Origin of the sequence: Streptomyces sp. NPDC127092 (assembly GCF_042722475.1) — a bacterium.
GTDB lineage: Bacteria > Actinomycetota > Actinomycetes > Streptomycetales > Streptomycetaceae > Streptomyces.
In genome coordinates, this window is record NZ_JBHXFE010000002.1 from 180,539 (window position 1) to 202,344 (window position 21,806).

A 21,806-nucleotide genomic window follows, 5' to 3' on the forward strand; every position below is an offset into this window, starting at 1 on the left:
CGTCCCCCGTCCGGTCGCTCTCCGTGGCGGGCCGTACCGCTGCTCTCCGTCACCGTTTCCTCGCGACTGCGCCGTGCGGACGCGCCCGCGTGCCCACCGTTTCCCCTGCGGGCGGCGGCGGGGGCAGCATGGAAGGAGGCCCCGGCGAGCAGGGCGGGAAGGAGCGCACCGTGACGCGACGCGCGGACCGGTCCCGTGGCGAGCCGCGGGGACGGTCCACCGGGCTGCGGAGCGTAGCCGGGCAGGTCTTCACCCTGCAGGCGATCATCGCGCTGCTGCTCATCGCCGCTGCGGCGTTCGCGATCGTCCTCCAGGACCGCCACGACAGCGAGCGCAACGCGCGGAACCGGTCCCTGGCCGTGGCCGAGACCTTCGCCCACGCGCCCGGCATCGCCGAGGCGCTGATGGCCGACGATCCGACGGCGGAGCTGCAGCCGCGGGCCGAGGCGGCCCGGATCGGCTCCGGTGTGGACTTCATCGCGGTGCTCGCCCCGGACGGCGCCCGCTACACCGACTCCGATCCCTCCCTCATCGGCCAGCGGGCGAGGGGCGACATCGGCCGTGCGCGCGCCGGCGAGTCGTTCACCGAGATCTTCCACGGGGCTCCGAACGACGCGGTGCGCGCGGTCGTCCCGGTCCGGGACGACGACGGGACCGTGGTCGGCATGGTGACCAGCGGCATCGAGGTGGCGACGGTCGGCGAGACGGTGGAGTCCCGGCTGCCGCTGCTGTTCGCCGCCGCCGGGATCGCCCTGGCACTGGCGCTGGGCGGCGCGGCGCTGGTGAGCGTGCGGCTGCGGCGGCAGACGCACGGTCTCGGTCCGGCCGAGATGACCCGGCTCAAGGAGCACCACGAGGCCGTGCTCCACTCCGTGAAGGAGGGCGTGGTCATCGTCGGGGGCGACGGGCGGCTGCTGCTCGCGAACGACGAGGCGCGCCGGCTCCTGAAGCTGCCGGAGGACGCCGAGCGGCGCCATGTCCGCGAACTGGGCCTGGAACCCCGTACCGCCGCGCTGCTGCTGTCCGGCCGGGCCGCGACGGACGAGGTGCACCTGGCCGGGGACCGGCTGCTCGCCGTGAACGTCCGGCCGACGGCCGACGGCGTGGCCGAGGGCGGCTGCGTGATGACCATGCGCGACACGACCGAGCTGGCCGCGCTGACCGGCCGGGCCGAGGTGGCGAGGGGCCGGCTGCGGCTGCTGTACGAGGCGGGCACCCGGATCGGCACGACGCTGGACGTCGTGCGGACGGCGGAGGAGCTGTCGGAGGTGGCGGTGCCGCGGTTCGCCGACTTCGTGACGGTGGAGCTGCTCGACCCGGTGGTGCGGGGCGAGGAGCCGTCGGGCGCGTTCACGGAGATGCGGCGGACGGCGCTGAGCGGCGTCAGTCAGGAGACGCCGCTGCAGCCGGTCGGTGACCTGATCCGGTTCGTCGTGCCGACCACGCCGATGGCCTCGGCCCTGGAGGAGGGCCGGGCGGTGATCCAGGCCGATCTGGCCGCGGCGCAGGGCTGGCGGGCCCAGGACCCGGAGGGGGCGGCACAGGCGCTCGAGTACGGGCTGCACTCGCTGCTGACGGTGCCGCTCCTCGCCCGCGGCGTGGTGCTGGGGATGGCGAACTTCTGGCGCGGCAAGAACACGCCCGAACCCTTCGGCGAGGACGACCTGTCGTTCGCTGAGGAGCTGGCGGCGCGCGCGGCGCTGGCGATCGACAACGCCCGCCGGTTCACGCGCGAGCACTCGATGGCGGTGGCGCTGCAGCGGAGTCTGCTGCCGCGGGTCCTGCCGGACCAGAGCGCGATGCAGGTCGCCTTCCGCTACCTGCCGGCGAAGGCGGGCGTGGGCGGCGACTGGTTCGACGTGATCCCGCTGCCCGGGGCCCGGGTGGCGCTGGTGGTCGGCGACGTGGTGGGGCACGGTCTGCACGCGGCGGCGACGATGGGCCGGCTGCGGACGGCGGTGGCGAACTTCTCCACGCTCGACGTGCCCCCGGACGAGCTGCTGAGCCATCTCGACGAGCTGATCGACCGGCTCGGCGAGGACATCGATCCCGGCCTGCAGCGGGAGGGCGGGGCCGCCGAGGCGGAGCAGGGCGGCGCCGAGGGCTCGGCGGGCGCCACCTGTCTGTACGTCATCTACGACCCGACGACGGGCTCGTGCACGATGGCGAGCGCCGGGCATCCGGGGCCGGCGCTGGTGCGGCCGGACGGGACCGTGGAGTTCCCGGCGGTGCCCGCCGGACTGCCGCTGGGTCTCGGCCTGGGCGACCGGCCGTTCGCCTCGGCGCGGCTGAAGCTGGAGCCGGGCAGCAAGCTGGTGCTGTTCACGGACGGGCTCCTGGAGAGCCGGGAGCGGGACTACGACACCGGCATCACGCTGCTGCGCCAGGCCCTGGCGCGGCCCGCGCGGACCGCGGAGCAGACGTGTGCGGACGTGCTCGCGGCGCTGCTGTTCCCGATGCCGTCGGACGACATCGCGCTGCTCGTGGCGAGCGCCCACCGGGTCCCGGCGGACCGGATCGCGGAGTGGGAGGTGCCCTCGGACCCGTCGGCGGTCGCTCCGGTACGGACGGCGGCGGCCGCGCGGATCGCCGAGTGGGGCCTGGAGGACGTCGGGTTCACGGCGGAGCTGGTGCTCAGCGAGCTGATCACCAACGCGATCCGCTACGGCCGCCCGCCGGTGCGCGTACGGCTGGTGTACGACCGGGTGCTGATCTGCGAGGTGTCCGACGGCAGCAGCACCTCGCCGCACCTCCGGCACGCGACGGACACCGACGAGGGCGGCCGCGGGCTGTTCCTGGTGGCCCAGTTCGCCCAGCGCTGGGGCACCCGCTACGCCCGCCGCGGCAAGACCATCTGGGCCGAGCTCCCGGTCGCCCCGGACCGCCCGGGCGGCAACGGCGCGGGGCCGGTTCCCGACCTGGACGCCCTGGAGGACCTCGCCTGGTGATCCCCCACCCGGGGCCGTCGGCGGCCGGACCCGTAGGGTCGGGCCGGAACTCGACCGGCTCGTCGGGGAGGCCGTACGGGCGGGCTGGCGGCTGCTGTTCGCCGACCGCCATCCGCACGCGGGCGGCGAGCAGAGCTGTGCGGGATACCTGGAGAACGCGGACGGGTTCGAGGTGGAGCTGGTCGCATCGCAGTGGTGAGCCACTCCACCCGTAGTACTCTCCATGGAGTAATGACGTAGGGCGAGGGCCGGCCGCGGACGGGAGTGATGACGGTGGCGCGCAGGAACCCCGAGCGCCGGGCGGCGCTCGTCGACGCCGCGATCGAGGTGCTCGCCCGCGAGGGCGCCCGGGGCCTCACCTTCCGCGCCGTGGACACCGAGGCGGCCGTCCCGCCCGGCACCGCGTCCAACTACTTCGCCAACCGCGACGACCTGCTCACCCAGGCGGGCGCCCGGGTCTACGAGCGGCTCCAGCCGGACGAGGAGACGATCGCCCGGCAGCAGGCGGCGAGCCCCGACCGTGAGACGTACACGCAGCTGATGCGCGAACTCGTCAGCCGCGTCAGCTCCTTCCGCACCGGCTACCTCGCCCTCCTGGAACTCCGCCTGGAGGCCACCCGCCGCCCGGAGCTCCGCGCGGTCCTCACCGCCCGCGTCCGCGCCGACGTCGAGGCCAACGTCACCTACCACGAGGCCTCCGGCCTCCCGGGCGACGCCACCGCCGTCAAACTGCTGATCCTGGCCTTCAACTGGCTGATCGTCGAGCAGCTCACGCTGCCCGAGGTCTTCTCGGAGGAGGAGCGGGACGCACTGATCGCAGCCGCGGTGGACCGGATCGTCGGCGGATCACCCGCCTGACCGCCACACCGGCGTCACCGCACGCCGCCGCCGCGGCACCGTCTGCGGTGGCACACGTCCGCGCGGACGGACCGCCGCGTCAGAGCCGGTCGGCGAACCAGGCCGCCGCCAGCGTGCCCACCCCGGCCAGGGCGCCGGGCTCCTCGAACAGATGGCCGGCGCCCGGGATGGTGACCAGCTGGTGCTCGCAGCGCAGCATGCGCTCCGCGCGGTGGTTGAGGTCGAGGACCAGGGAGTCGGCGCCGCCGACGATCAGCAGGGTGGGCGCGGTGACGTCGGGCAGGCGTTCCTCCGCCAGGTCGGGGCGGCCGCCGCGCGAGACGACGGCGCCGACGGTGCTGCCGGGCTCGGCCGCGGCCCACAGCGCCGCCGCCGCGCCGGTGGAGGCGCCGAAGTAGCCGGGGCGCAGCTGCTTGGTGCCGGGCCGGCCGGCGAGCCAGTCGGTGGCCCGGGTCAGGCGCTCGGCGAGCAGGGGCGTGTCGAAGACGTTGGCCCGGTCGGCCGCCTCGGTCTCGGTCAGCAGGTCGAAGAGGAGCGTGCCGAGCCCGGCGCGGTGGAGGGTCTCGGCGACCGCGCGGTTGCGCGGGCTGTGCCGGCTGCTGCCGCTGCCGTGGGCGAAGAGCACCACGCCGGTGGCGCCGTCGGGCACGGTCAGCCGCCCGCCGGCCTCGGGTCCGCCGAGCGGGACGCTGACCTCGGTGTCCACACCGCCCTCCCCGCGCCGCAGCCGCAGCGCGGCGACGACCTCCTCGTCCGGGGTCTGCGCGAAGTCCTGGTAGAACTGCCCGATCGCGTAGAAGCCGTCGGGTTCGCGCACGCAGTACGTCTCCTCGGCCGCGTCGCCGACGCGGGTCCTCCAGCCGCGCGGCGCGACCGGCACCGCGAGCACGATCCGGCCGGCGCCCCGGGCCCGTACCACGTGGCACGCGGCCAGCGCGGTCGCCCCGGTCGCGAAGCCGTCGTCGACGACGACGGCGGTGCGGCCGGTGATGTCGGCCGGTTCGCGGGCACCCCGGTAGCGGCGGGCCCGCTCCTCCAGGACGGCCCGCTCGCGCCGTTCGACCTCGGCGAGGTCGTGTTCCGAGACCCCGCCCCGGGCGATGACCTCCTCGTTGAGGACCCGCACGCCGTCCTCGCCGATCGCGCCCATGGCGAGCTCGGGCTGGTACGGCACGCCCAGCTTCCGCACCAGGCAGATGTCGAGCGGCGCGCCGAGCGCGTCGGCGACCTCGGCGGCGACGGGCACCCCGCCGCGCGGCAGCCCCAGGACCACCGGGTCCTGTCCTGCGAGGTCCCCCAGCAGCGCGGCGAGCTGCCTGCCCGCGTCGGTGCGGTCGGTGAAGTACATGTCCGCTCGCCTTCCTGCCCGTCCGTGCGCCGGCCCGCCGGGCCGGTCACACGGGAGTGGCCGTCAGGGCCGGTCCGCCGGGCTCCCCGGCGGGAGCGGGGTCGATCCGCATCCCGTACGGGCGGCTGATCCGGCCGAGCACGTCGTGGAGCCATCGCACGTCCTGTTCCGGGGCCCGCTCCAGGCGCAGCCGGCGGCTGCGCAGCGGTACGAGCCGCACCCGCGCCAGGCTGCCGTCCGCGTCGTGGACGCAGACGAGGTGGAGGAGCCGCAGGTCGTCGCGGTAGCGCTCCTGTCCTGTGATGCCCTCGTAGTCGTTGACGAGATCGCCGCAGCCGTGCAGGACGAGCCTGCCGTGGTACGTCTCGAGCGGCCGCGGGTGGTGCGAGGAGTGCCCGTGCACGATGTCGGCGCCCGCGTCGACGAGGGCGTGGCCGAAGGAGACCTCGGCGCGGGCGGGGGCGTAACCCCAGTTGGATCCCCAGTGGACGGAGACCACCACGAGGTCGCCGGGGCGCCGGGCCGCGCGCAGCCGGGCGATGAGCCGGGTCGCGGCCGGGTCGTCGGGGCCGGTCGCGTGGTGGACGCCGCCGCGCCGGGCGGTCGCGGCCCAGTCGCGGGGCACGCCGCTGGACTCCAGGCCGAGCGCGTGGACGACGAGCCGTCGGCCGCCGGGCAGCGGGACGACCGCCGGCCGCCGGGCCTCCTCGGCGTCCCGGCCCGCCCCCGCGGTGCGCAGCCCGGCGCCGGCGAGGGCGTCGAGGGTGTCGTCGAGTCCGCGCCTGCCGTAGTCGAGGACGTGGTTGTTGGCGAGGACGACGACGTCGGGGCGTACGGCGGTCAGCGCGGGCAGGTTCGCCGGATCCATGCGGTAGTGGACGGCCTTGCCGGGCGTGGGTACGTCGTTCCGGGTGACGGCGGTCTCCAGGTTGACCACGCGGGCGGCGGGCCCGGCCGCGTCGATGAGGTCGAGCGCCTCGCCCCAGGGGTACGCGGGCGCGGCCGGCCGCGGCACGGGCCCGGAGACGGCCTCGGCGAGCGTCACGTAGTCCCGCGCGTCGCGCACGTACCGCTCGGGCAGCGCCGGGTCGAGCGGATGGGGAAGGATCTGGTCGACTCCCCGGCCCAGCATCACGTCGCCGCAGAGGAACAGTCCGGTCAGGCCGCCGCCCATACACCCAGGGTAGTCCGGACGCCATGGGCGAGGGGGCTCGAGACACCCCCTAGCGGCCGGCGCGGGCGGCGCGGCGGATCGTGGCGTCGACCAGGCCGAGCGCGTCCTCGGCGGTGCGGCCGGGGGCGCGGTTCCACGGACCGATGAGGGCGTGCCAGCCGCGGGAGCGGAGCTCTTCGAGCATCCAGGCGCCGGCCTCGTTCATGGTGGCGGCACTGCCGTAGCCGAGCCGGTGCGCGGCGAGCATCGCGCCGCACACGCAGCGGGCGCCGCGGGCGTCGCGCAGTCGGTACGGGGTGTTCTGCCAGCCCCACTCGGTGAGGACGCGCCGGGCGTGGGCCAGGTGGACGGAGGGGAGTACGTCGGGGCGGCCGACGCGGCGCCAGACGTGCAGCCGGTCGGGCAGGATCGCGCCGAGCCGCCCGGGCAGCGGCCGTTCGGCAGGCCGGGCGGCGGCTGCCCGGTCGACGGCGTCGAGGGCGTCCGCGACCAGCCGCTCCACGGGGACGGACAGCAGCAGCCGCCAGTCGGCGGCCTCCTCCCGTACCGGCGGCGCCTCGGCCCAGTGGGCCACGATCTCCTGCCAGGCGGCGGAGTCGAGAAGCGCGGCGGCCTCGCGGTCGAGGTCGTCGGGGGTGGTGGCTGCGGTGGTCATACGGGCGACTCCACGACTGACTGGTTCCCACTTTGGTAGGAATGTCGGCTTTGTCGCGTTCAAGCTTGAGCCGTTCCCGCCGGGCAGCCGTCCGTCGGGTGAACCCTCGGCACCGGCGCGTTCGACCTCGCGGTGCCGAGGGCCCGGTCAGGCGTTCAGCGGCCCGGCCGCCATGCCCGTGAGGCGCGCGGGCGTGAGCAGCTCGGCGAGCCGCTCGGGCGGCAGGAGGCCCTTCTCCAGGGTGAGCTCGGCGACCGAGCGGCCGGTGGCGAGGGCCTCCTGCGCGATGGCGGTGGCGGCGGTGTAGCCGAGGTGCGGGTTGAGGGCGGTGGCGAGACCGATCGAGTTCTCGACGCTCGCCCGCATGGCCTCGGTGTTGGCGGTGATGCCGGTGACGCAGCGCTCGGCGAGCGTGAGGCAGGCGGCCCGGAGCGAGGTGATGCTCTTCGACAGGGCGTGGAAGATGACCGGCTCGAAGGCGTTGAGCTGGAGCTGCCCGCCCTCGGCCGCCATCGTGATGGTCATGTCGTTGCCGATGACCTCGAAGGCCACCTGGTTGACGACCTCCGGGATGACCGGGTTGACCTTGCCGGGCATGATGCTCGAACCGGCCTGCACGGGCGGCAGGTTGATCTCGCCGAAGCCGGCGCGCGGCCCGGACGACAGCAGCCGCAGGTCGTTGCAGGTCTTGGAGAGCTTGACGGCGATCCGCTTGAGAACGCCGGACAGCTGGACGAACGCGCCGCAGTCCTGGGTGGCCTCGACCAGGTTGACGGAGGTGACCAGCGACAGGCCGGTGATGCCGGCGAGGTGACGGCGCGCGGTCTCGGCGTAGCCGGGAGCGGCGTTGAGCCCGGTGCCGATGGCGGTGGCGCCCAGGTTGATCTCGTGGATCAGCTCGATCGCCTCGGCGAGTCGCCCACGGTCCTCCTCCAGCATCACGGCGTACGTGGAGAACTCCTGGCCCAGCGTCATGGGCACCGCGTCCTGGAGCTGGGTGCGGCCCATCTTGACGACCTCGGCGAACTCGACGGCCTTCTCCGCGAAGGCGTCCTGCAGCACGGCCATGGCGCGCAGCAGCTCGCGGGCGGCACCGATGGCGGCGATGCGGATGGCGGTCGGGTAGACGTCGTTGGTGGACTGGCCGAGGTTGACGTCCTCGTTGGGGTGGAGGAGGTGGTACTCGCCCTTGCCGTGGCCGAGGAGTTCGAGGGCGCGGTTGGCGACGACCTCGTTGGCGTTCATGTTGGTCGAGGTTCCGGCGCCGCCCTGGACGACGTCCACGACGAACTCGCCGTGCAGCGCGCCGCCGCGGATCTCGCGGCAGGCCGCGACGATCGCCCCGGCCTTGTCGGCGGGGAGCAGGCCGAGCTCCTCGTTGGCCAGGGCGGCGGCCTCCTTGACGGCGGCGAGCGCCTCGACGAGCTTCGGGTAGACGGAGATCGGGGTGCCGGTGATGGCGAAGTTCTCCGTGGCCCGCAGGGTGTGGACACCCCAGTAGGCCTCGGCGGGGACGTCGCGGTCGCCGAGCAGGTCGTGCTCGCGGCGGACGTTCTTCTGCTGTGCGGGGATCACGGTGACGGATGCCTTACGCGTTGGGGAGGGACGGCGGAGGACAAGGAGGAAGGGGGAAACCGAGGCCGCTGGAAGGGCCTGTGCGAGGCCGAGGACGACGGCGGAGGGTCCGGAGAGCCGCGCGGGCCCCGAGGCCGGCGACCGCGGGGAGGGGTGCGGGGCCGGAGCGGGGCGGGGCTGCGGGTGGGCAGGCGGGTACGGGCGGGGATGCCCGGACATGGCGGCGCCCGCCACGAGCGGCGGCGTCCGCCACGTACGAAACGAAGGGGAGTGCGGTCCGGACGTCCTCGACTCCCCGCCATCCACCGAGGCCCCGACCCCACCCCGCACCACCCACGGGTGTGAGGGTCCGGCGCTCATGGCGTTCGGCGCCGAGAACCCCGCCGGCTCCGGCGCGTCAGTGCGCGTCAGTGCGCGACGGCGAGCGCGGGCTCGGCGCGGACCGGCCCTTCGAGGAGGGTGCGCAGAAGCTGGTTGCGACGCTCCGGCGAGCCGCTCTCGGCCAGGAGGCCGGCGAGCAGCGCCATCCGCGCCTGGCCGGGACGCAGCGTGCCGGCCAGCACGGCGCCGGCGGCGGCCAGGTCGACCGCGCCGCCGCCCGTGTACACCTCGGCGACCGGGCCGGAGGACACGCGGGTGGAGAGGACGACGTGCACGCCGTCCTCGACGGCGCGGGCGACGGCCTCGGCTATCTCGGGCGTGGCGTTGCCCGCGCCGGTGCCGACGAGGACGATGCCTCGGGCGCCGGCCGCGACGGCCGCCTCGAAGAGGACCGGGTCGTTGTCGGAGTGGTGCATGACGATGTCGACGCGCGGCAGGCGGCGCCCGCCGGCGGTCACATCGGTCGCGGCCGCGGGCAGCGGCAGCGGCGCGGGCCGCTCGGGCTCGCGCTCGATGTCGACCTGCCCGAAGCCGAGCCGGCCGACGCGCCGGCCGGAGGGGTCGGCGAAGGGGTCGGAGTCGAGCGTCTTGGTCTTGACGGTGCCACGGGCGGCGTGGACGAGGCCGTCGAAGACGACGAGGACGCCGAGGCCGCGGACGGTGGCGGCGACCTGGAGGGCGTCGTAGAGGTTGCCGGGCCCGTCGCCGTCCCCGGTGCCGAAGGGCCGCTGGGCCCCGGTGAAGACCACCGGCCGGGGGTCGGAGTGGTGCAGGTCCAGGAAGAAGGCCGACTCCTCGAGGGTGTCGGTGCCGTGGGTGACGACGATGCCGTCGACGCCCGGGTCGGCGAGGGTCTCGTGGACGGCGCGCAGCAGGGTGAGCTGGCGGTCGGTGGTCATCCGGGAGCTGTTGACGTTGAAGAGGTCGAGGACCTCGACGTCGACGTTGTCCGGGACCGCGGCGGTGGCCACGACGTCGTCGCCGGAGGCGTCGGCGGCGTATCCGCTGCCGGTCCAGCGGCTGGCGATGGTGCCGCCGGTGCTGATGACCACGATGCGGCGCGGCCGGGCGTCGCGCGTCCACTTCATGATGGTGCTGTCCTTCCCTGGGGTGCGCGGCAACCATAGGCCAATCGTCACGCAATGCGATTGCCAATCCAGCCCGTGTAGCGCCTCGACCGTGGTGGATAATTGCGCCATGGACCGAATCGATCTCCACATCTTGCGCGAGCTCCAGGCCGACGGCCGGCTGAGCAACCAGGAGCTCGCCCAGCGGGTGGGCCTGAGCCCGTCCCCGTGCCTGCGGCGGGTCCGGCAGCTGGAGCAGGACGGGGTGATCCAGGGCTATCGCGCGGTCATCGATCCGGAGGCGGTGGGCCGCGGCTTCGAGGTGCTGGTGTCGGTGGAGGTGAAACGGGACCGCGAGACGGTGGAGGCCTTCGAGGAGGCCCTCCAGGACATCCCGGACGTGATCGAGGCCTACCGCCTCTTCGGCAGCCCCGGCTGCCTGCTGCGGATCGCGGTCGCCGACCTCTCGGCGTACGAGCGGCTGTGGATCGAGCGGCTGACGACCCTGACCGGCGTCACGGAGGTCAACTCGCAGATCATCATGAAGCGCGTGAAGGAGCCGCGCGGCCTGCCGGTCGACCGCTGACCGGCGACCCCAAGGCCGCGCCCCGGCCACCGCCCGCCCAAGACTCGACCATCGCCCGCCCAAGACCCGGCCGTCGCTCGACCGCCACCCGGCCGTCACTCGACGGCCGGCAGGCCCCCGCCGGGCCTCTGCTCACCCCCTGAACCTCCGTCATTCGAGGGCATTCGCACGGAGGAAGGCGTTCCATCGACGCTATTTGGTCATGTACGGTTCAACCGCGCGTGCGAAGGGCGACCGGTTCCCGATGTTCTACGCGCGCAGAGTTGGCACCCGCACCCGCCTTCCCCTCACCCCTCATCCCCTCACGGAGGTCCGACGGATGCCCGGACTACGGATGCCCGCACTGCGGATGCGTGGACGCGTGGAGTCCCGCCGCCGCTTCGCCGCCCTGACCGCACTCGGTGCCCTCGTCGCCGCCGCGCCCGCGCTCGTCACCCCCGCGGCCGCCGCCCCGGTCACCCAGGCCCCGCCGGCCGCCGGGACCACGGGGACCGCGTCGGCCGCCGAAACCACGCCGCTCCGCGTACTCTTCGACAACTCCAAGGCGGAGACCGCCGGTAACGCCGACTGGATCATCGGAACCGGCCAGCCGGATCCGCTCACCCAGAACCCCACGCCCACGGTCGAGACCGACTGGACCGGGGCCATCTCGGCCTGGGGCGTCGCCCTGCAGAAGACCGGTCGCTACGCGCTCAGGACGCTGCCCTCCGGCGGCACGATCACCTACGGCACCACCGCCGCCACCGACCTGCAGAACTTCGACACCTTCGTGCTGCCCGAGCCGAACGTCCGGCTGAGCCAGAGCGAGAAGACCGCGGTCATGCGGTTCGTCCAGAACGGCGGCGGCCTCTTCCTCGTCTCCGACCACACCGGAGCCGACCGCAACAACGACGGCTGGGACGCGGTCGAGGTCATCAACGACCTGATGTCCGACAACGGCGTCGACAACACCGACCCCTTCGGCTTCACCGTCGACACCGGCACCGTCCAGACCGACAACCCCCGCGCGATCGCCGACACCACCGACCCGGTCCTCAACGGCTCCTTCGGCAAGGTGACCGGCAGCATCATCCGCAGCGGCACCACCGTGACCCTGAAGCCCGCCGCCAACCCGGCCGTCAAGGGCCTGGTCTACCGCACCGGCTACTCCGGCACGACCGGCGCCTTCTTCGCGACCAGCACCTTCGGCAACGGTCGCGTCGCCGTGTGGGGCGACAGCTCCCCGGTCGACGACGGCACCGGCCAGCCCGGCAACACGCTGTACGACGGCTGGAACGATTCCGCGGGCACCAACGCGGCGCTCGCCCTCAACGCCACCGACTGGCTCTCCGGCGCCACGGGCAGCGGCGGAGGCGGAGGCGGCACCTGCACCGCGGCCCAGCTGCTCGCCAACCCCGGCTTCGAGTCGGGGAACACCTCCTGGACCGCCACCTCGGGCGTCATCACCAACGACAGCGGGCGCCCGGCCCGCACCGGTACGTACAAGGCCTGGCTGAACGGTTACGGCTCCGCCCACACCGACACCCTCGCGCAGACGGTGACGATCCCGGCGGGCTGCACCACCGCCTCCCTCGTCTTCCACACCCGGATCGACACCGCCGAGACCACCACGACCACCGCGTACGACACGCTCAGGGTCCAGGTCCTCGACAGCGCCGGCAGCGTGCTGTCGACGCTCGCGACCTACTCCAACCTCAACGCGTCGAGCGGCTACGTCCAGCGGAGCTTCAGCCTCGCCGCGTACGCCGGCCGGACCGTGACGCTGAGGTTCACCGGCACCGAGGGCTCCCAGCTCCAGACCTCCTTCGTGATCGACGACACCTCGCTCACCGTGGGCTGACGCCCGACTCCCTCCCCCCGCACACCCCCGTGCCGCACCGCCCGTCGGTCGCGGCCCGGGTCAGTCCGCCACGTCAGAAAGGGCCCCCATGTCCCTGAACCCGTCCTTCGCGAAGAGATCCGGCTGGAAGACCTGGGCGGCGATATCCGCCGTCCTCGCCGGCCTCGCCCTTCCCACGGTCACCGCGACCCCGGCCGGTGCCACGACCACCGCCTACGACAGCACGTACTACAAGAACGCGGTCGGCAAGACGGGCACCAGCCTCAAGTCCTCGCTGCACACCATCATCAGCAGCCAGAGCAAGATCTCGTACGACGCCGTCTGGAACGCGCTGAAGGTCACCGACCAGGACCCGAACAACAGCGCCAACGTGATCCTGCTCTACAGCGGCGTCTCGCGCAGCAAGAGCCTCAGCGGCGGCGACGTCGGCGACTGGAACCGCGAGCACGTCTGGGCCCAGTCGCACGGCAGCTTCGGCACCACGGCCGGCCCCGGCACCGACCTGCACCACCTGCGCGCCTGCGACGTCCAGGTCAACAGCACCCGAGGCAACAAGGACTGGGACTTCGGCGGCAGCGCGGTGAGCGGCGCCGCCGGCAGCTACACGGACAGCAACTCCTTCGAGCCGCGCGACGCCGACAAGGGCGACGTGGCCCGCATGATCCTCTACATGGCCGTACGGTACGAGGGCGACGACGCCTTCGCCGACCTGGAGCCCAACGAGTCGTCGACCAACGGCAGCGTGCCGTTCCACGGCCGGCTCTCGGTCCTGAAGCAGTGGAACGAGCAGGACCCGCCGAGCGCCTTCGAGGAGCGGCGCAACGACATCATCTTCAACTCGTACCAGGGCAACCGCAATCCGTTCATCGACCACCCGGAGTGGGTCGAGGCAATCTGGTGACCCGAGCGTGAGACGCGCCGGGCTCCCGACGGGGAGCCCGGCCGCACGATGCGGACGGGGGACGGGCGTGGACGACGAACCGCCGTGCCGGGAGGCGGCACGGGAAGCCGCGCGGGAGCGGCGCGGCAGGCTGTGCGGGCGGATCACGGCGGGCGGGATCACCGTGCACGACATCCTGTGCACCGAGGACAGCACGGGCTTCGTCGGGCCCGGGCACGCCGACGCGTACACCGTGGTCCTCACCCGCTCCGGCGGCTACGTGCGCCGCGTGCAGGGCGAGGAGTTCTTCGCCGACGCCGCCGGCGGCTATCTCACCCGCCCCGGGGACGAACACCACGTGGCGCACCCGGCGGGTCCCGGCGACCGGTCGACGGAGATCCGCCTCGGCCCGGAGCTGTTCGCGGACCGCTTCGACGGACGGCCGGTCTCCCGTCGCCTCACGGTCACCGGCGCCACCGACGTCCGCCACCGCGCGCTGCTGGCCGCCGCGCGGCGCGGCACCGACACCTTCGAACTGGCCGACCGGCTCCACCGGTTGCTGGACGGCGTCGCCGCCTCCTCCGGCCACTGGCGGACCGACACCGGTGCCCGGCCCGCGACCGCCCGCGCCCACGCCCGGCTCGTCCGGGACACCTGCGCGCTCCTCGCCGGCGGGGCCCCCGCGCTGCGGCTCCCGCTGGAGGAACTGGCTCGCGGCGTGGGCAGTTCCCCGCACCACCTGAGCCGGGTGTTCCGCGCCGTCACCGGCACCAGCCTCACCCACTACCGCAACGAGCTGCGGATCCGTGCCGTCCTGCACGCCCTGGAGGAGGGCGAGCACAGCCTGCGCGCCCTCGCCCACGCCCACGGCTTCGCCGACCAGGCCCACCTGACCCGGCTCTGCCGCGGCCACACGGGTCAGCTCCCCAGCGCCCTGCGGGTGCTTCTCTCGGATCGCGCATGAATGTCCAACGCGCCTCGCGCGGACGCCCCGCAGGATGGCACCGGCCGGAGCCCCGGCCGGTGCCGCGGCGTCATGGGGACGCCACCCGCGGCATCCCGTCTTCCGAGCGGGGGAACGCGACGATGACCCTTCTGACCAGAGCCGGTACGGCGCTCGCGGCCGTCCTTGCCGCCGCGGCGTGCGCCACCTCGGCACCCGGAGCCGCCGGCGCGCCCTCCGCGCCCGCGGCCCGCGCCGACGGGGCACCCGGTCTCACCAGCCACCGGCCGTGCCCCGGGCAGCCGGACGTGACCTGCGCCGACCTGACCGTGCCGCTCGACCGCAGCGGCGCGACGCCCGGCACCCTGAAGCTCCAGGCGGCCGTGTTCGGCGCGGCCGACGCGCCCCGCGGCACCCTGCTCTTCCTCACCGGAGGGCCGGGACAGCCGGGAGTCCCGTACGTGGCGCGGATCCGCTCCCGGCTGCCCAAGGCGCTCGCCGAGTACCGGCTGGTGATGATCGACCAGCGCGGCACCGGCGGCACCGCCGTCGACTGTCCGGCGCTGCAGAAGGAGGTGGGCAGCAGCGACACCGTCGCCCCCACCCCGGCGGCCGTCACGGCGTGCGCCGACAGCCTCGGACCGCGCCGGAACGTCTACACCACCTCCGACACGGTGGCCGACCTGGAGGACCTGCGGCGCGCCCTGGGCGTGGGCTCGTGGACCGTCGACGGCGTGTCGTACGGCACGTTCACCGCGAGCCGGTACGCGCTCGCCCATCCGCAGCGGGTGCGCCGGCTCGTGCTCGACTCGGTGGTGCCGCTCGACGGCGCGGGCGTGCTCTACGAGGCCGCGTTCGGCCACTCCGGCCGGGTGCTGCGCACGGCGTGCCGGGAGCAGCGGTGCGGCTTCGACCCGGCCGCCGACCTCGCGAAGGTGGTCCGGCGCGACGGCAACGGCGTCGGCGTGTTCAACCTCCTCGTCATCGCGAGCATCATCGACCCGAAGCTGAACGACCCGCGGTTCGGCATCCTGAGCGCCCTGCACGCGTCGGCGGGCGGTGACCGTGCCCGTCTGGACGGTCTGGTCGCCGGCTTCTCCGGCCCCTCCGACGAGTCTCCGGCCGAGTTCAGCTCGGGACTGCACGCGGCGACGCTCTGCGCGGACTCCCGCTGGCCGTGGGGCGACGCCTCGGCGCCGGTCGAGGGCAGGGAGCGGGCGCTGCGGGAGGCCGTACGGCGGATCAGGCCGGCCGAGGTGTGGCCGTTCCAGCGGGAGACGGCGGGCGAGCAGGGCATTCCGCAGACCTGTCTGCCCTGGCCCGCCTCGCGCCCGAACCCGCCGGCGGCGGGCCGCACCCTGACCATGCCGGTGCTGCTGCTCGCCGGTGACCGGGACCTGTCGACTCCCGTCCAGTGGGCCCGCGAGGTGGCCGCCGCCACCCCGAAGGCCGAACTGGTCGTGATCGAGGGCGCGGGGCACTCCACGCAGAGCCGCAGCGACGGCGGCGCCCGCGCGGCGGAGGCCTTCCTGCTGCGCTAGCCCGTCGGCGCAGTCCGCCCGGCGCGACCCTGGTTCCCGTCCGGGTCCATGCCGCCGAGGCTCGGACGGGCGGGGTGCGCGGGCCCGGCGCAGCGCGGCAGCGCGGGGTGGTCCCTCGTGCGGACGGCGGGCAGCCAGGCCGTGGCGGCCGTGTCCGCGCGCGGGAGGCGGACGCGCAGCCAGACGGAGGAGCGGCGGTCGTCCTCGTCGATGATGGGCTGGCCTTCGGGGAGCTGGCAGTCGGCGTCGAGGAGGTCGCCGTGCCACACCCGGGTGGGGACGACGTTCTCGGCGGTGTAGGGCCGCAGGGGGTCGATCGCGAGGCCGAGACTGCACTCGGGGGCGCGGTCGGTGCGGTCCTGGCAGCCGCGCTCGGCGTTGAACACCCGGACACGGGCGGGGCCTTCGCCGGCCCCGCCCGGTCCCGCGTACGACCAGAGGGCGGCGCCGGCCGCCGCGCACGCGGCGAGGGCGAGGAGTGCGGAGCGCCGCAGGAGCCGCCGGGTGCGCGGCGGGCCGGGAGTCCGGTCCGCGATCCGTGCGAGCAGGCGCTCGGCGGTGTGCGGGGCGCGGGCGGCGTGGGTGGGCGCGAGGCAGTCGGCGGCGAAGGCGCGCCAGAACTCCGGGACGGCCGGGTCGAGCCGCAGGGCCGCCCGGCCTTCGGCGTACTCCTGCACCGCGGCTCCGCGTGCCGTCGGCGTGGCGCCGGGGAAGGGCGGCGCGCCGCCGGCGAAGACCTCGTGTACGACGATCCCGAGCGCCCAGATGTCGGCGGTGGGCCGCACCCGGACGCCCTGCTCGCCGAGCCGCTCCGTCCAGCGCTCGGGCGGCAGGTAGTCGAGGGTGCCCATGGGGGCCGAGTAGCCGTGGGTGCCGGTGAGTTCGATGGCGAAGCCGAAGTCGGAGAGGCGTACCTCGCCGTCCTGGCCGATCAGGATGTTCTCGGGTTTGAGGTCGGTGTGCACCCAGCCGGAGCGGTGGAGATGGGCGAGTCCTTCGCAGATCCCGGTGATCAGCCTGGCGCCCTCGGCCTCGTCCACCGGGGAGCCCAGCAGCTCGCGCAGGGTGCAGCGGGCGCGTTCCATGACGAGCACGATCGCGCCGTCCAGGGACGGCCGGTCGGGGGCGGCGAGGACGAGTGAGTCGAGGAGCCGGACGAGCCTCGGGTGGCTTGCCCTGCGGCCGAGTTCGACCTCGCGGCGGGCGGATTCGGCGACGTTGCGGGCCTGTCGGGGCGCGAGCCCGGCGGTGGGCATGACCTTGAGGGCGACCGGCGGCCCGCCGTGCCGGTCCGCGTCGGCGGGGTGGGCCGCGTAGACGGTGGCCCAGCCGCCGGCGCCGATCGGCTCGTCGACGATCCATGCGCCCACCCGGTGGCCGGGGGGCAGGAGTTCCGGCCCGTCGCTGTCCCAGGAGCCGGCCAGGTCCCGTGACGTCCGCATCACGCCGTCCTCACCGCCTGGCGTCCGGCTCGGCCAGTTCGGAACGCGGCGGCAGGAGCGCGAGGTGCTCCTCCCGTACGATCCCGAACTTGAGGGCGAGCCCGACGACGGCCTCGCGCTTGCCGTTCCTGCGGTCGGCCCGGCCCGCCGCGTCGGGAGCGGGGACGCCGATGCGCAGTTTCTCGTCGGCGAGGTAGTCGATGTGGGCGCTGACGGCGCGGGCGGTGAGCCGGGCGCAGGAGGCGTGTCCGCGCAGCCTTTCGACGACCTGGGGCGTGGTGGGCACGGCCACAGGTGACCGGTCACGCAGCCACGGCTCGCAGAGCGCGACGAGCACCAGGAAGTAGGTGGCGGTCTCGTCGAGGGAGTACGCGGTGAGGGTGCGGCTCTCCCACGAGCCGCCGGCTGCGTGCGGGTCGAGGTAGACGTGGTCGGGGGCGAACACCTGGAAGAAGACCGGCGTGTCGCGGCGCGAGGGCAGCACCACGCGGGAGAACTCGAAGGGGATGGGAGCCCCGAGTCGCCGCGGCGGGACCCGCAGGTACTCGCCCGCGCCCTCCGGGTTCTCCACCAGGTAGCCGTGGGTGGTGCTGAGGTTGCTCAGCTGCCAGTGGTCGTCGGTGGCACGGATCTCTCCGGCGAGGCGCGAGACCGCCTCGTCGGCGATGCGGAGTTCCACCGGGTGGGCGGCCGAGCCGCGGCCGAACCGCACCCGCTCCCCCGGCCCGAGCCGCAGGGTCACGGCGTCGCCGCCGCTCCCCTCGGGTAAGTGGACGACAATCCCGCTCACCGCTCCCCCGTCCCGTCCGCCCCATGGGTCCCGACCGCTGTCCGACACAGCGAACGTTACCGCCTGCGCACGGGTATTCACCGCGTGGCATCGGCCACTTCGGCCGGACGCGGTGACCGGGAGAGAGGGGGTCAGGGAGACAGGGGGTCAGGGGGTCAGGGGGTCAGGGAGACAGGGGGTCAGGAAGAGGGGGTCAGGGAGAGAGGGCGTCAGGGAGAGGGGCTGCCCGATCTCAGGGGCGCCATCGCACGGTCGCCGAAGGCGGTCCAGGGCAGCCAGCCGCCGCCGGGCCGTTCCTGGACGCGGGTGCGGATCCGTCCGTCGGTCATGACGGCGAAGACGTGGATGCGGCCGGTGGCGTCGGCCGCGGCCGAGGGGGTCGCGGCGAGTTCGGTGCCGTCTTCGCCGAAGTCCTCGCCGAAGACGTCGGCGGGTGCCCAGCCGCCGCCGGGTGCGGTCTGCCAGCGGTGGGCGAGCCGGTCGCCGCCGGGAGCGAGGGCGAACGCCTCGAGCCGCCCGTCCTCACCGGGTACGAGCAGCGGTGCGGCGGTCGACCAGCCGAGCAGCGGCTGCCAGTCGTCCCAGCCGCCGCTCGGCACCGACTGGCGACGCTGGAAGGCGGCGACACCGGACGGGGCGATCGCGGTGACGGTGAGCCGGCCGCTGCCGTCGCGGCCGACGCGGGGCGCGGCGCCGGCGGCGGTGCCGAAGCGGTTCCACGAGGACCAGGATCCTCCCGGCGTGGTCTGCCAGCGGTGCAGGAGCGCCGTGCCGCCGGGCGCGAGCACGAACACTTCGAGGCGACCGTCCGCGTTGGCGGCGACGACCGGCGGCGCTCCCGCCGCACCGCCGAAGCCGGGGTCCCACGGGTCCCAGGTCAGGGCTCCGGGTGACGACTGGCGCCGGCGGGCGACGACCGTGCCGCCGGGGCTGAGCGCGAAGACCTCGATCCGGCCGAGGGCGTCGCGGGCGACGGCGGGCGCGGCGCCCGCGGGGCCGCCGAACTCCTCCCAGTCGTACCAGGTGCCGTCGGGCCGCTGGACCCGGTGGTGCAGGCGGGCGCCGCCGGGAGCGAGCGAGAACACCTCCAGACGGCCGTCGGTGTCGCGGCCGAGCGTGGGCACCGCTCCGGCCGGGCCGCCGAACTGCTCCCACTCCGACCAGGTGTCCGTGCCGGCGTCGAGCTGGACGCGCCGCAGCATGGAGCGGTCCCCCGCGTCGAGGGCGAACAGGGTCAGCCGGCCCTGGACGTCCAGGGCCGCGGCGGGGTTGTCGGGGCTCTGCCACGTCGGGGGCGTGTCCTGCCACCTCAGGGGGGCGACGTACAGGCCGTGCTTGAACCAGCCGGCGGCGCTCGCGTACCACTGCTGCCCGTCGGTGAAGGGTTCGACGGCGTGTCCGGGCACGTGTCCGGCGTAGCCGTCGAGGCCGAAGCGGAAGGGGTCGCGCGAGGCGAGGACGTCGGTGCCGTCGTAGCCGCCGCGGGGCCCGAGGAACAGGTGGTACCAGCCGTCCCGTTCGACGACGAACGGCGACTCGGTGACCGAGACGCCGGACGAGGCGGTGGACTCGTCGGCGAAGGCGGTGCCGGGTGCGCTCCAGTGCCGCAGGTCGGTGGAGCGGCGGTACGCGACGAGGTGCCGGCCGTCGGCGGCGGACAGCTCCGTGTAGTACATGACCCATTCGGCGCCGATCCGCACGACCATCGGGTCGCGTGCGGCGATGCCGCGGAACAGCGGGCCGGACGGCACGCGGGTCCAGGTGAACAGGTCGGTGGAGGTGGCCAGGTTGATCGCGGCGCCGGAGCGGCCGCCGGCGGCGTAGAACATCCAGTAGGTGCCGTCCGCCTCGATGACGTGGGGCGCCCACAGGTGTTCCTCGCCGTGGTACGCGGGGTCGACGGTCAGGGCGTCGGGGTGGCCGGTCCACGGGCCGTACGGGCTGGGGGCGGAGGCGTGCAGGAAGGCGGTCTCGGCGGAGCTGTCGGGCGCCTGTCCGGGCGGGGCGCTGTCGCCGACGATGCCGAACAGGTGCCAGCGGTCGCCGGCGCGGACGAGGGTGTGGTCGTTGAGGTAGCGGCGGCGGCCGGGGAGCGAGGGGTCGTGGACGTGGGTGAAGGGGCCGGCGGCGAGCCACTGGTGGGGCGGGTCGGCCGCGGACGCGGGGGTGGCGGAGGCGGACGCGGGGATGGCGGAGGGGGCGGCGGCGCGGGCCGGGAGCGGGAGCGCGAGGGCTCCCGCTCCGGCCGCACGCAGCAGGTTCCGCCTGCTGAGCGGTCGCATGACGGTTCTCCAGGGGGACCCGGGGGTCAGTTGACGGCGGGACCGGAGGTGGTGTTGAGCCAGGCCCATTCGGACCAGCTGGAGAAGCCGGTCTGCCACTTGTGGAAGACTCCCGCCTGGCTGGTCCCGAGGACCTCGATGCGGCCGTCGGCGTTGGTGGCGGCGGTGACCTCCGTGCCGCCGGTGCCGAAGGTCTCCCACTGGCCGTAGGGGGCGTTGACCCCGGTCTGCCAGAGGTGCTGGGCGACGCTTCCGTTGATGGCGAAGACCTCGACCCGTCCGTCTGGGGAGCGCTCGCTGGTGAGCTGCGAGTCCGCGGGACCGCCGGTCGGCTCCCAGCCGGACCAACTGGCCGGACCGGTCTGGTACTTGTGGAAGACGCCGACCGGGCCCGAGGCGAAGACCTCAAGACGCCCGTCCTGGTTGTGGTCCACCGTGAGGTCGCGTCCGCCGCCGCCGAAGTCCTCCCACGCCGACCAGCCGCCGTTGACCGCCGTCTGGTACAGGTGCTGGAAGACGTCGCCGTTCAGCGCGAAGACCTCCAGACGCCCGTCCGGGGCCTTCTCCATCTCGACCCGGCTGTTCGCCGGTCCGCCGCCCGCGGACTCCCACTCCGACCAGCCGCCGTTGGGCGCCGTCTGCCACTTGTGGAAGACGCCGACCGGCCCCGAGGCGAAGACCTCAAGGCGCCCGTCGCCGTTGGCGCCGACGGCGATGTCCTTGCCGCCGCCACCGAAGTTCTCCCAGCCCGACCAGGCCCCGGAGGGCTGGAGCTGGTAGCGGTGCTGGAAGACGTTCCCGTTGATGGCGAAGAGTTCCAGCCGGCCGTCCGCGTTGGGGCCGACGGCGAGTTCGGCTCCGCCGGGGCCGCCCAGGAACTCCCACTCCGACCAGGCGCCGTTCACGGCCGTCTGCCACGCGTGGTGGATGCCGTCGGCACCGGCCGCGAACACCTCCAGACGTCCGTCGGCCGATCGCGCCGAGACCACCCGGCCCGATTCCGCCGGGTAGACCAGCGGCGCGGGCCCCGGCTCGTGGTGGCCGAGGCGGTCGACGGCGGCCCGGGCCTCGTCCATGTGCCGCCAGTGGTGGCCCGCGTTGTACGTGGACCAGGGCTGCCAGTTCGTGCCGCCGTTGGAGATCTCGTGGGCGGCGTTCGCGTTGCACTGGGCGTCGTAGGCGCAGGCGTCGTCGACCTCGGGGTGCCAGTAGTCGTTGATCTGCCACAGGCCGCGGTCGCGGGACGGCGGCGTGTTGTTGTACGTGTTGGTCGCCGACGGGTCGCAGCTGGACTCGGCGAGGGCGACGGCGACGGCGGTCACCAGGGCGTCGCCACGGAAGCCCGCCCGGTAGCCGACCTGGGCGCACAGGTCGCTCGGGGCGGCGTACGCGGGCGAGGCGCCGACGAGGACCCCTGCGGCGAGGAGCAACGGAACGAGCGCCGACAGGACGACGCGACGGGGCGCTCTTCGAGCGCGCTGTGTGCTTGCCACCTG

At 74.4% G+C, this 21,806-nt stretch carries 16 protein-coding genes and 1 pseudogene; 8 read left to right on the plus strand and 9 right to left on the minus strand.

The window, feature by feature from the left end; translation table 11 throughout:
• Positions 1-128 precede the first annotated feature (128 nt).
• From ACFWJO_RS02430 to ACFWJO_RS02440, 3 genes and pseudogenes are all read left to right on the plus strand, one after another.
• Positions 129-2,948, plus strand: coding sequence for a SpoIIE family protein phosphatase (locus tag ACFWJO_RS02430; RefSeq protein WP_386862974.1), 2,820 nt, complete (start codon positions 129-131; stop codon positions 2,946-2,948).
• Positions 2,949-3,018: 70 nt separating this feature from the next.
• A pseudogene (locus ACFWJO_RS02435) lies at positions 3,019-3,147 on the plus strand (glyoxalase); the annotation flags it as partial.
• A gap of 74 nt (positions 3,148-3,221) precedes the next feature.
• Positions 3,222-3,806, plus strand: coding sequence for a TetR/AcrR family transcriptional regulator (locus tag ACFWJO_RS02440; RefSeq protein ID WP_386862975.1), 585 nt, complete (start codon positions 3,222-3,224; stop codon positions 3,804-3,806).
• A 79-nt stretch (positions 3,807-3,885) separates the two neighbouring features.
• On the opposite strand, the gene ACFWJO_RS02445 is transcribed toward ACFWJO_RS02440, so the two are convergent.
• The 5 genes from ACFWJO_RS02445 to ACFWJO_RS02465 form a co-directional block, all read right to left on the minus strand.
• Positions 3,886-5,154 carry a phosphoribosyltransferase family protein gene (locus ACFWJO_RS02445; protein ID WP_386862976.1) on the minus strand — a complete coding sequence of 423 codons (1,269 nt, stop codon included), beginning with the start codon at positions 5,152-5,154 and terminating at the stop codon, positions 3,886-3,888.
• Between the two features lie 46 nt (positions 5,155-5,200).
• Positions 5,201-6,328, minus strand: coding sequence for a CapA family protein (locus ACFWJO_RS02450; RefSeq protein WP_386862977.1), 1,128 nt, complete (start codon positions 6,326-6,328; stop codon positions 5,201-5,203).
• Positions 6,329-6,377: 49 nt separating this feature from the next.
• Positions 6,378-6,983 (minus strand): hypothetical protein, encoded by a 606-nt coding sequence (locus tag ACFWJO_RS02455; protein ID WP_386862978.1) that lies wholly within the window; start codon positions 6,981-6,983, stop codon positions 6,378-6,380.
• Between the two features lie 147 nt (positions 6,984-7,130).
• Complete coding sequence (locus ACFWJO_RS02460) at positions 7,131-8,558, minus strand: aspartate ammonia-lyase (RefSeq protein ID WP_386862979.1); 1,428 nt, start codon at positions 8,556-8,558, stop codon at positions 7,131-7,133.
• A 407-nt stretch (positions 8,559-8,965) separates the two neighbouring features.
• A complete protein-coding gene (locus ACFWJO_RS02465; protein ID WP_386862980.1) occupies positions 8,966-10,027 on the minus strand; it encodes an asparaginase in 1,062 nt (353 codons plus the stop codon).
• A gap of 109 nt (positions 10,028-10,136) precedes the next feature.
• Between ACFWJO_RS02465 and ACFWJO_RS02470 the strand changes: the two genes are divergently transcribed.
• The 5 genes from ACFWJO_RS02470 to ACFWJO_RS02490 all read left to right on the plus strand — a co-directional run bounded on the left by ACFWJO_RS02470 (position 10,137) and on the right by ACFWJO_RS02490 (position 15,796).
• A complete protein-coding gene (locus ACFWJO_RS02470; protein ID WP_384422205.1) occupies positions 10,137-10,592 on the plus strand; it encodes an Lrp/AsnC family transcriptional regulator in 456 nt (151 codons plus the stop codon).
• 349 nt (positions 10,593-10,941) lie between these two features.
• Positions 10,942-12,432 (plus strand): hydrolase, encoded by a 1,491-nt coding sequence (locus tag ACFWJO_RS02475; protein ID WP_386863097.1) that lies wholly within the window; start codon positions 10,942-10,944, stop codon positions 12,430-12,432.
• A gap of 88 nt (positions 12,433-12,520) precedes the next feature.
• Positions 12,521-13,333: an endonuclease I family protein gene (locus tag ACFWJO_RS02480; RefSeq protein WP_386862981.1), complete on the plus strand. Its 813-nt coding sequence runs from the start codon at positions 12,521-12,523 to the stop codon at positions 13,331-13,333.
• Positions 13,334-13,400: 67 nt separating this feature from the next.
• Complete coding sequence (locus tag ACFWJO_RS02485; RefSeq protein ID WP_386862982.1) at positions 13,401-14,276, plus strand: helix-turn-helix domain-containing protein; 876 nt, start codon at positions 13,401-13,403, stop codon at positions 14,274-14,276.
• A gap of 122 nt (positions 14,277-14,398) precedes the next feature.
• The gene (locus ACFWJO_RS02490) at positions 14,399-15,796 is read left to right on the plus strand and encodes an alpha/beta fold hydrolase (protein ID WP_386862983.1); all 1,398 of its coding nucleotides are present in this window, start codon (positions 14,399-14,401) and stop codon (positions 15,794-15,796) included.
• On the opposite strand, the gene ACFWJO_RS02495 is transcribed toward ACFWJO_RS02490, so the two are convergent.
• From ACFWJO_RS02495 to ACFWJO_RS02510, 4 genes are all read right to left on the minus strand, one after another.
• Positions 15,793-17,238, minus strand: coding sequence for a serine/threonine-protein kinase (locus ACFWJO_RS02495; protein ID WP_386862984.1), 1,446 nt, complete (start codon positions 17,236-17,238; stop codon positions 15,793-15,795). The genes ACFWJO_RS02490 and ACFWJO_RS02495 overlap by 4 nt on opposite strands.
• Positions 17,239-17,248: 10 nt before the next feature.
• Complete coding sequence (locus tag ACFWJO_RS02500) at positions 17,249-18,028, minus strand: serine/threonine protein kinase (RefSeq protein ID WP_386862985.1); 780 nt, start codon at positions 18,026-18,028, stop codon at positions 17,249-17,251.
• Positions 18,029-18,237: 209 nt separating this feature from the next.
• Positions 18,238-20,310, minus strand: coding sequence for a glycosyl hydrolase family 32 (locus ACFWJO_RS02505; protein ID WP_386862986.1), 2,073 nt, complete (start codon positions 20,308-20,310; stop codon positions 18,238-18,240).
• 26 nt (positions 20,311-20,336) lie between these two features.
• Entirely contained in the window at positions 20,337-21,803 is a 1,467-nt protein-coding gene (locus ACFWJO_RS02510; protein WP_386862987.1) for a hypothetical protein, read from the minus strand.
• Positions 21,804-21,806: the final 3 nt, after the last annotated feature.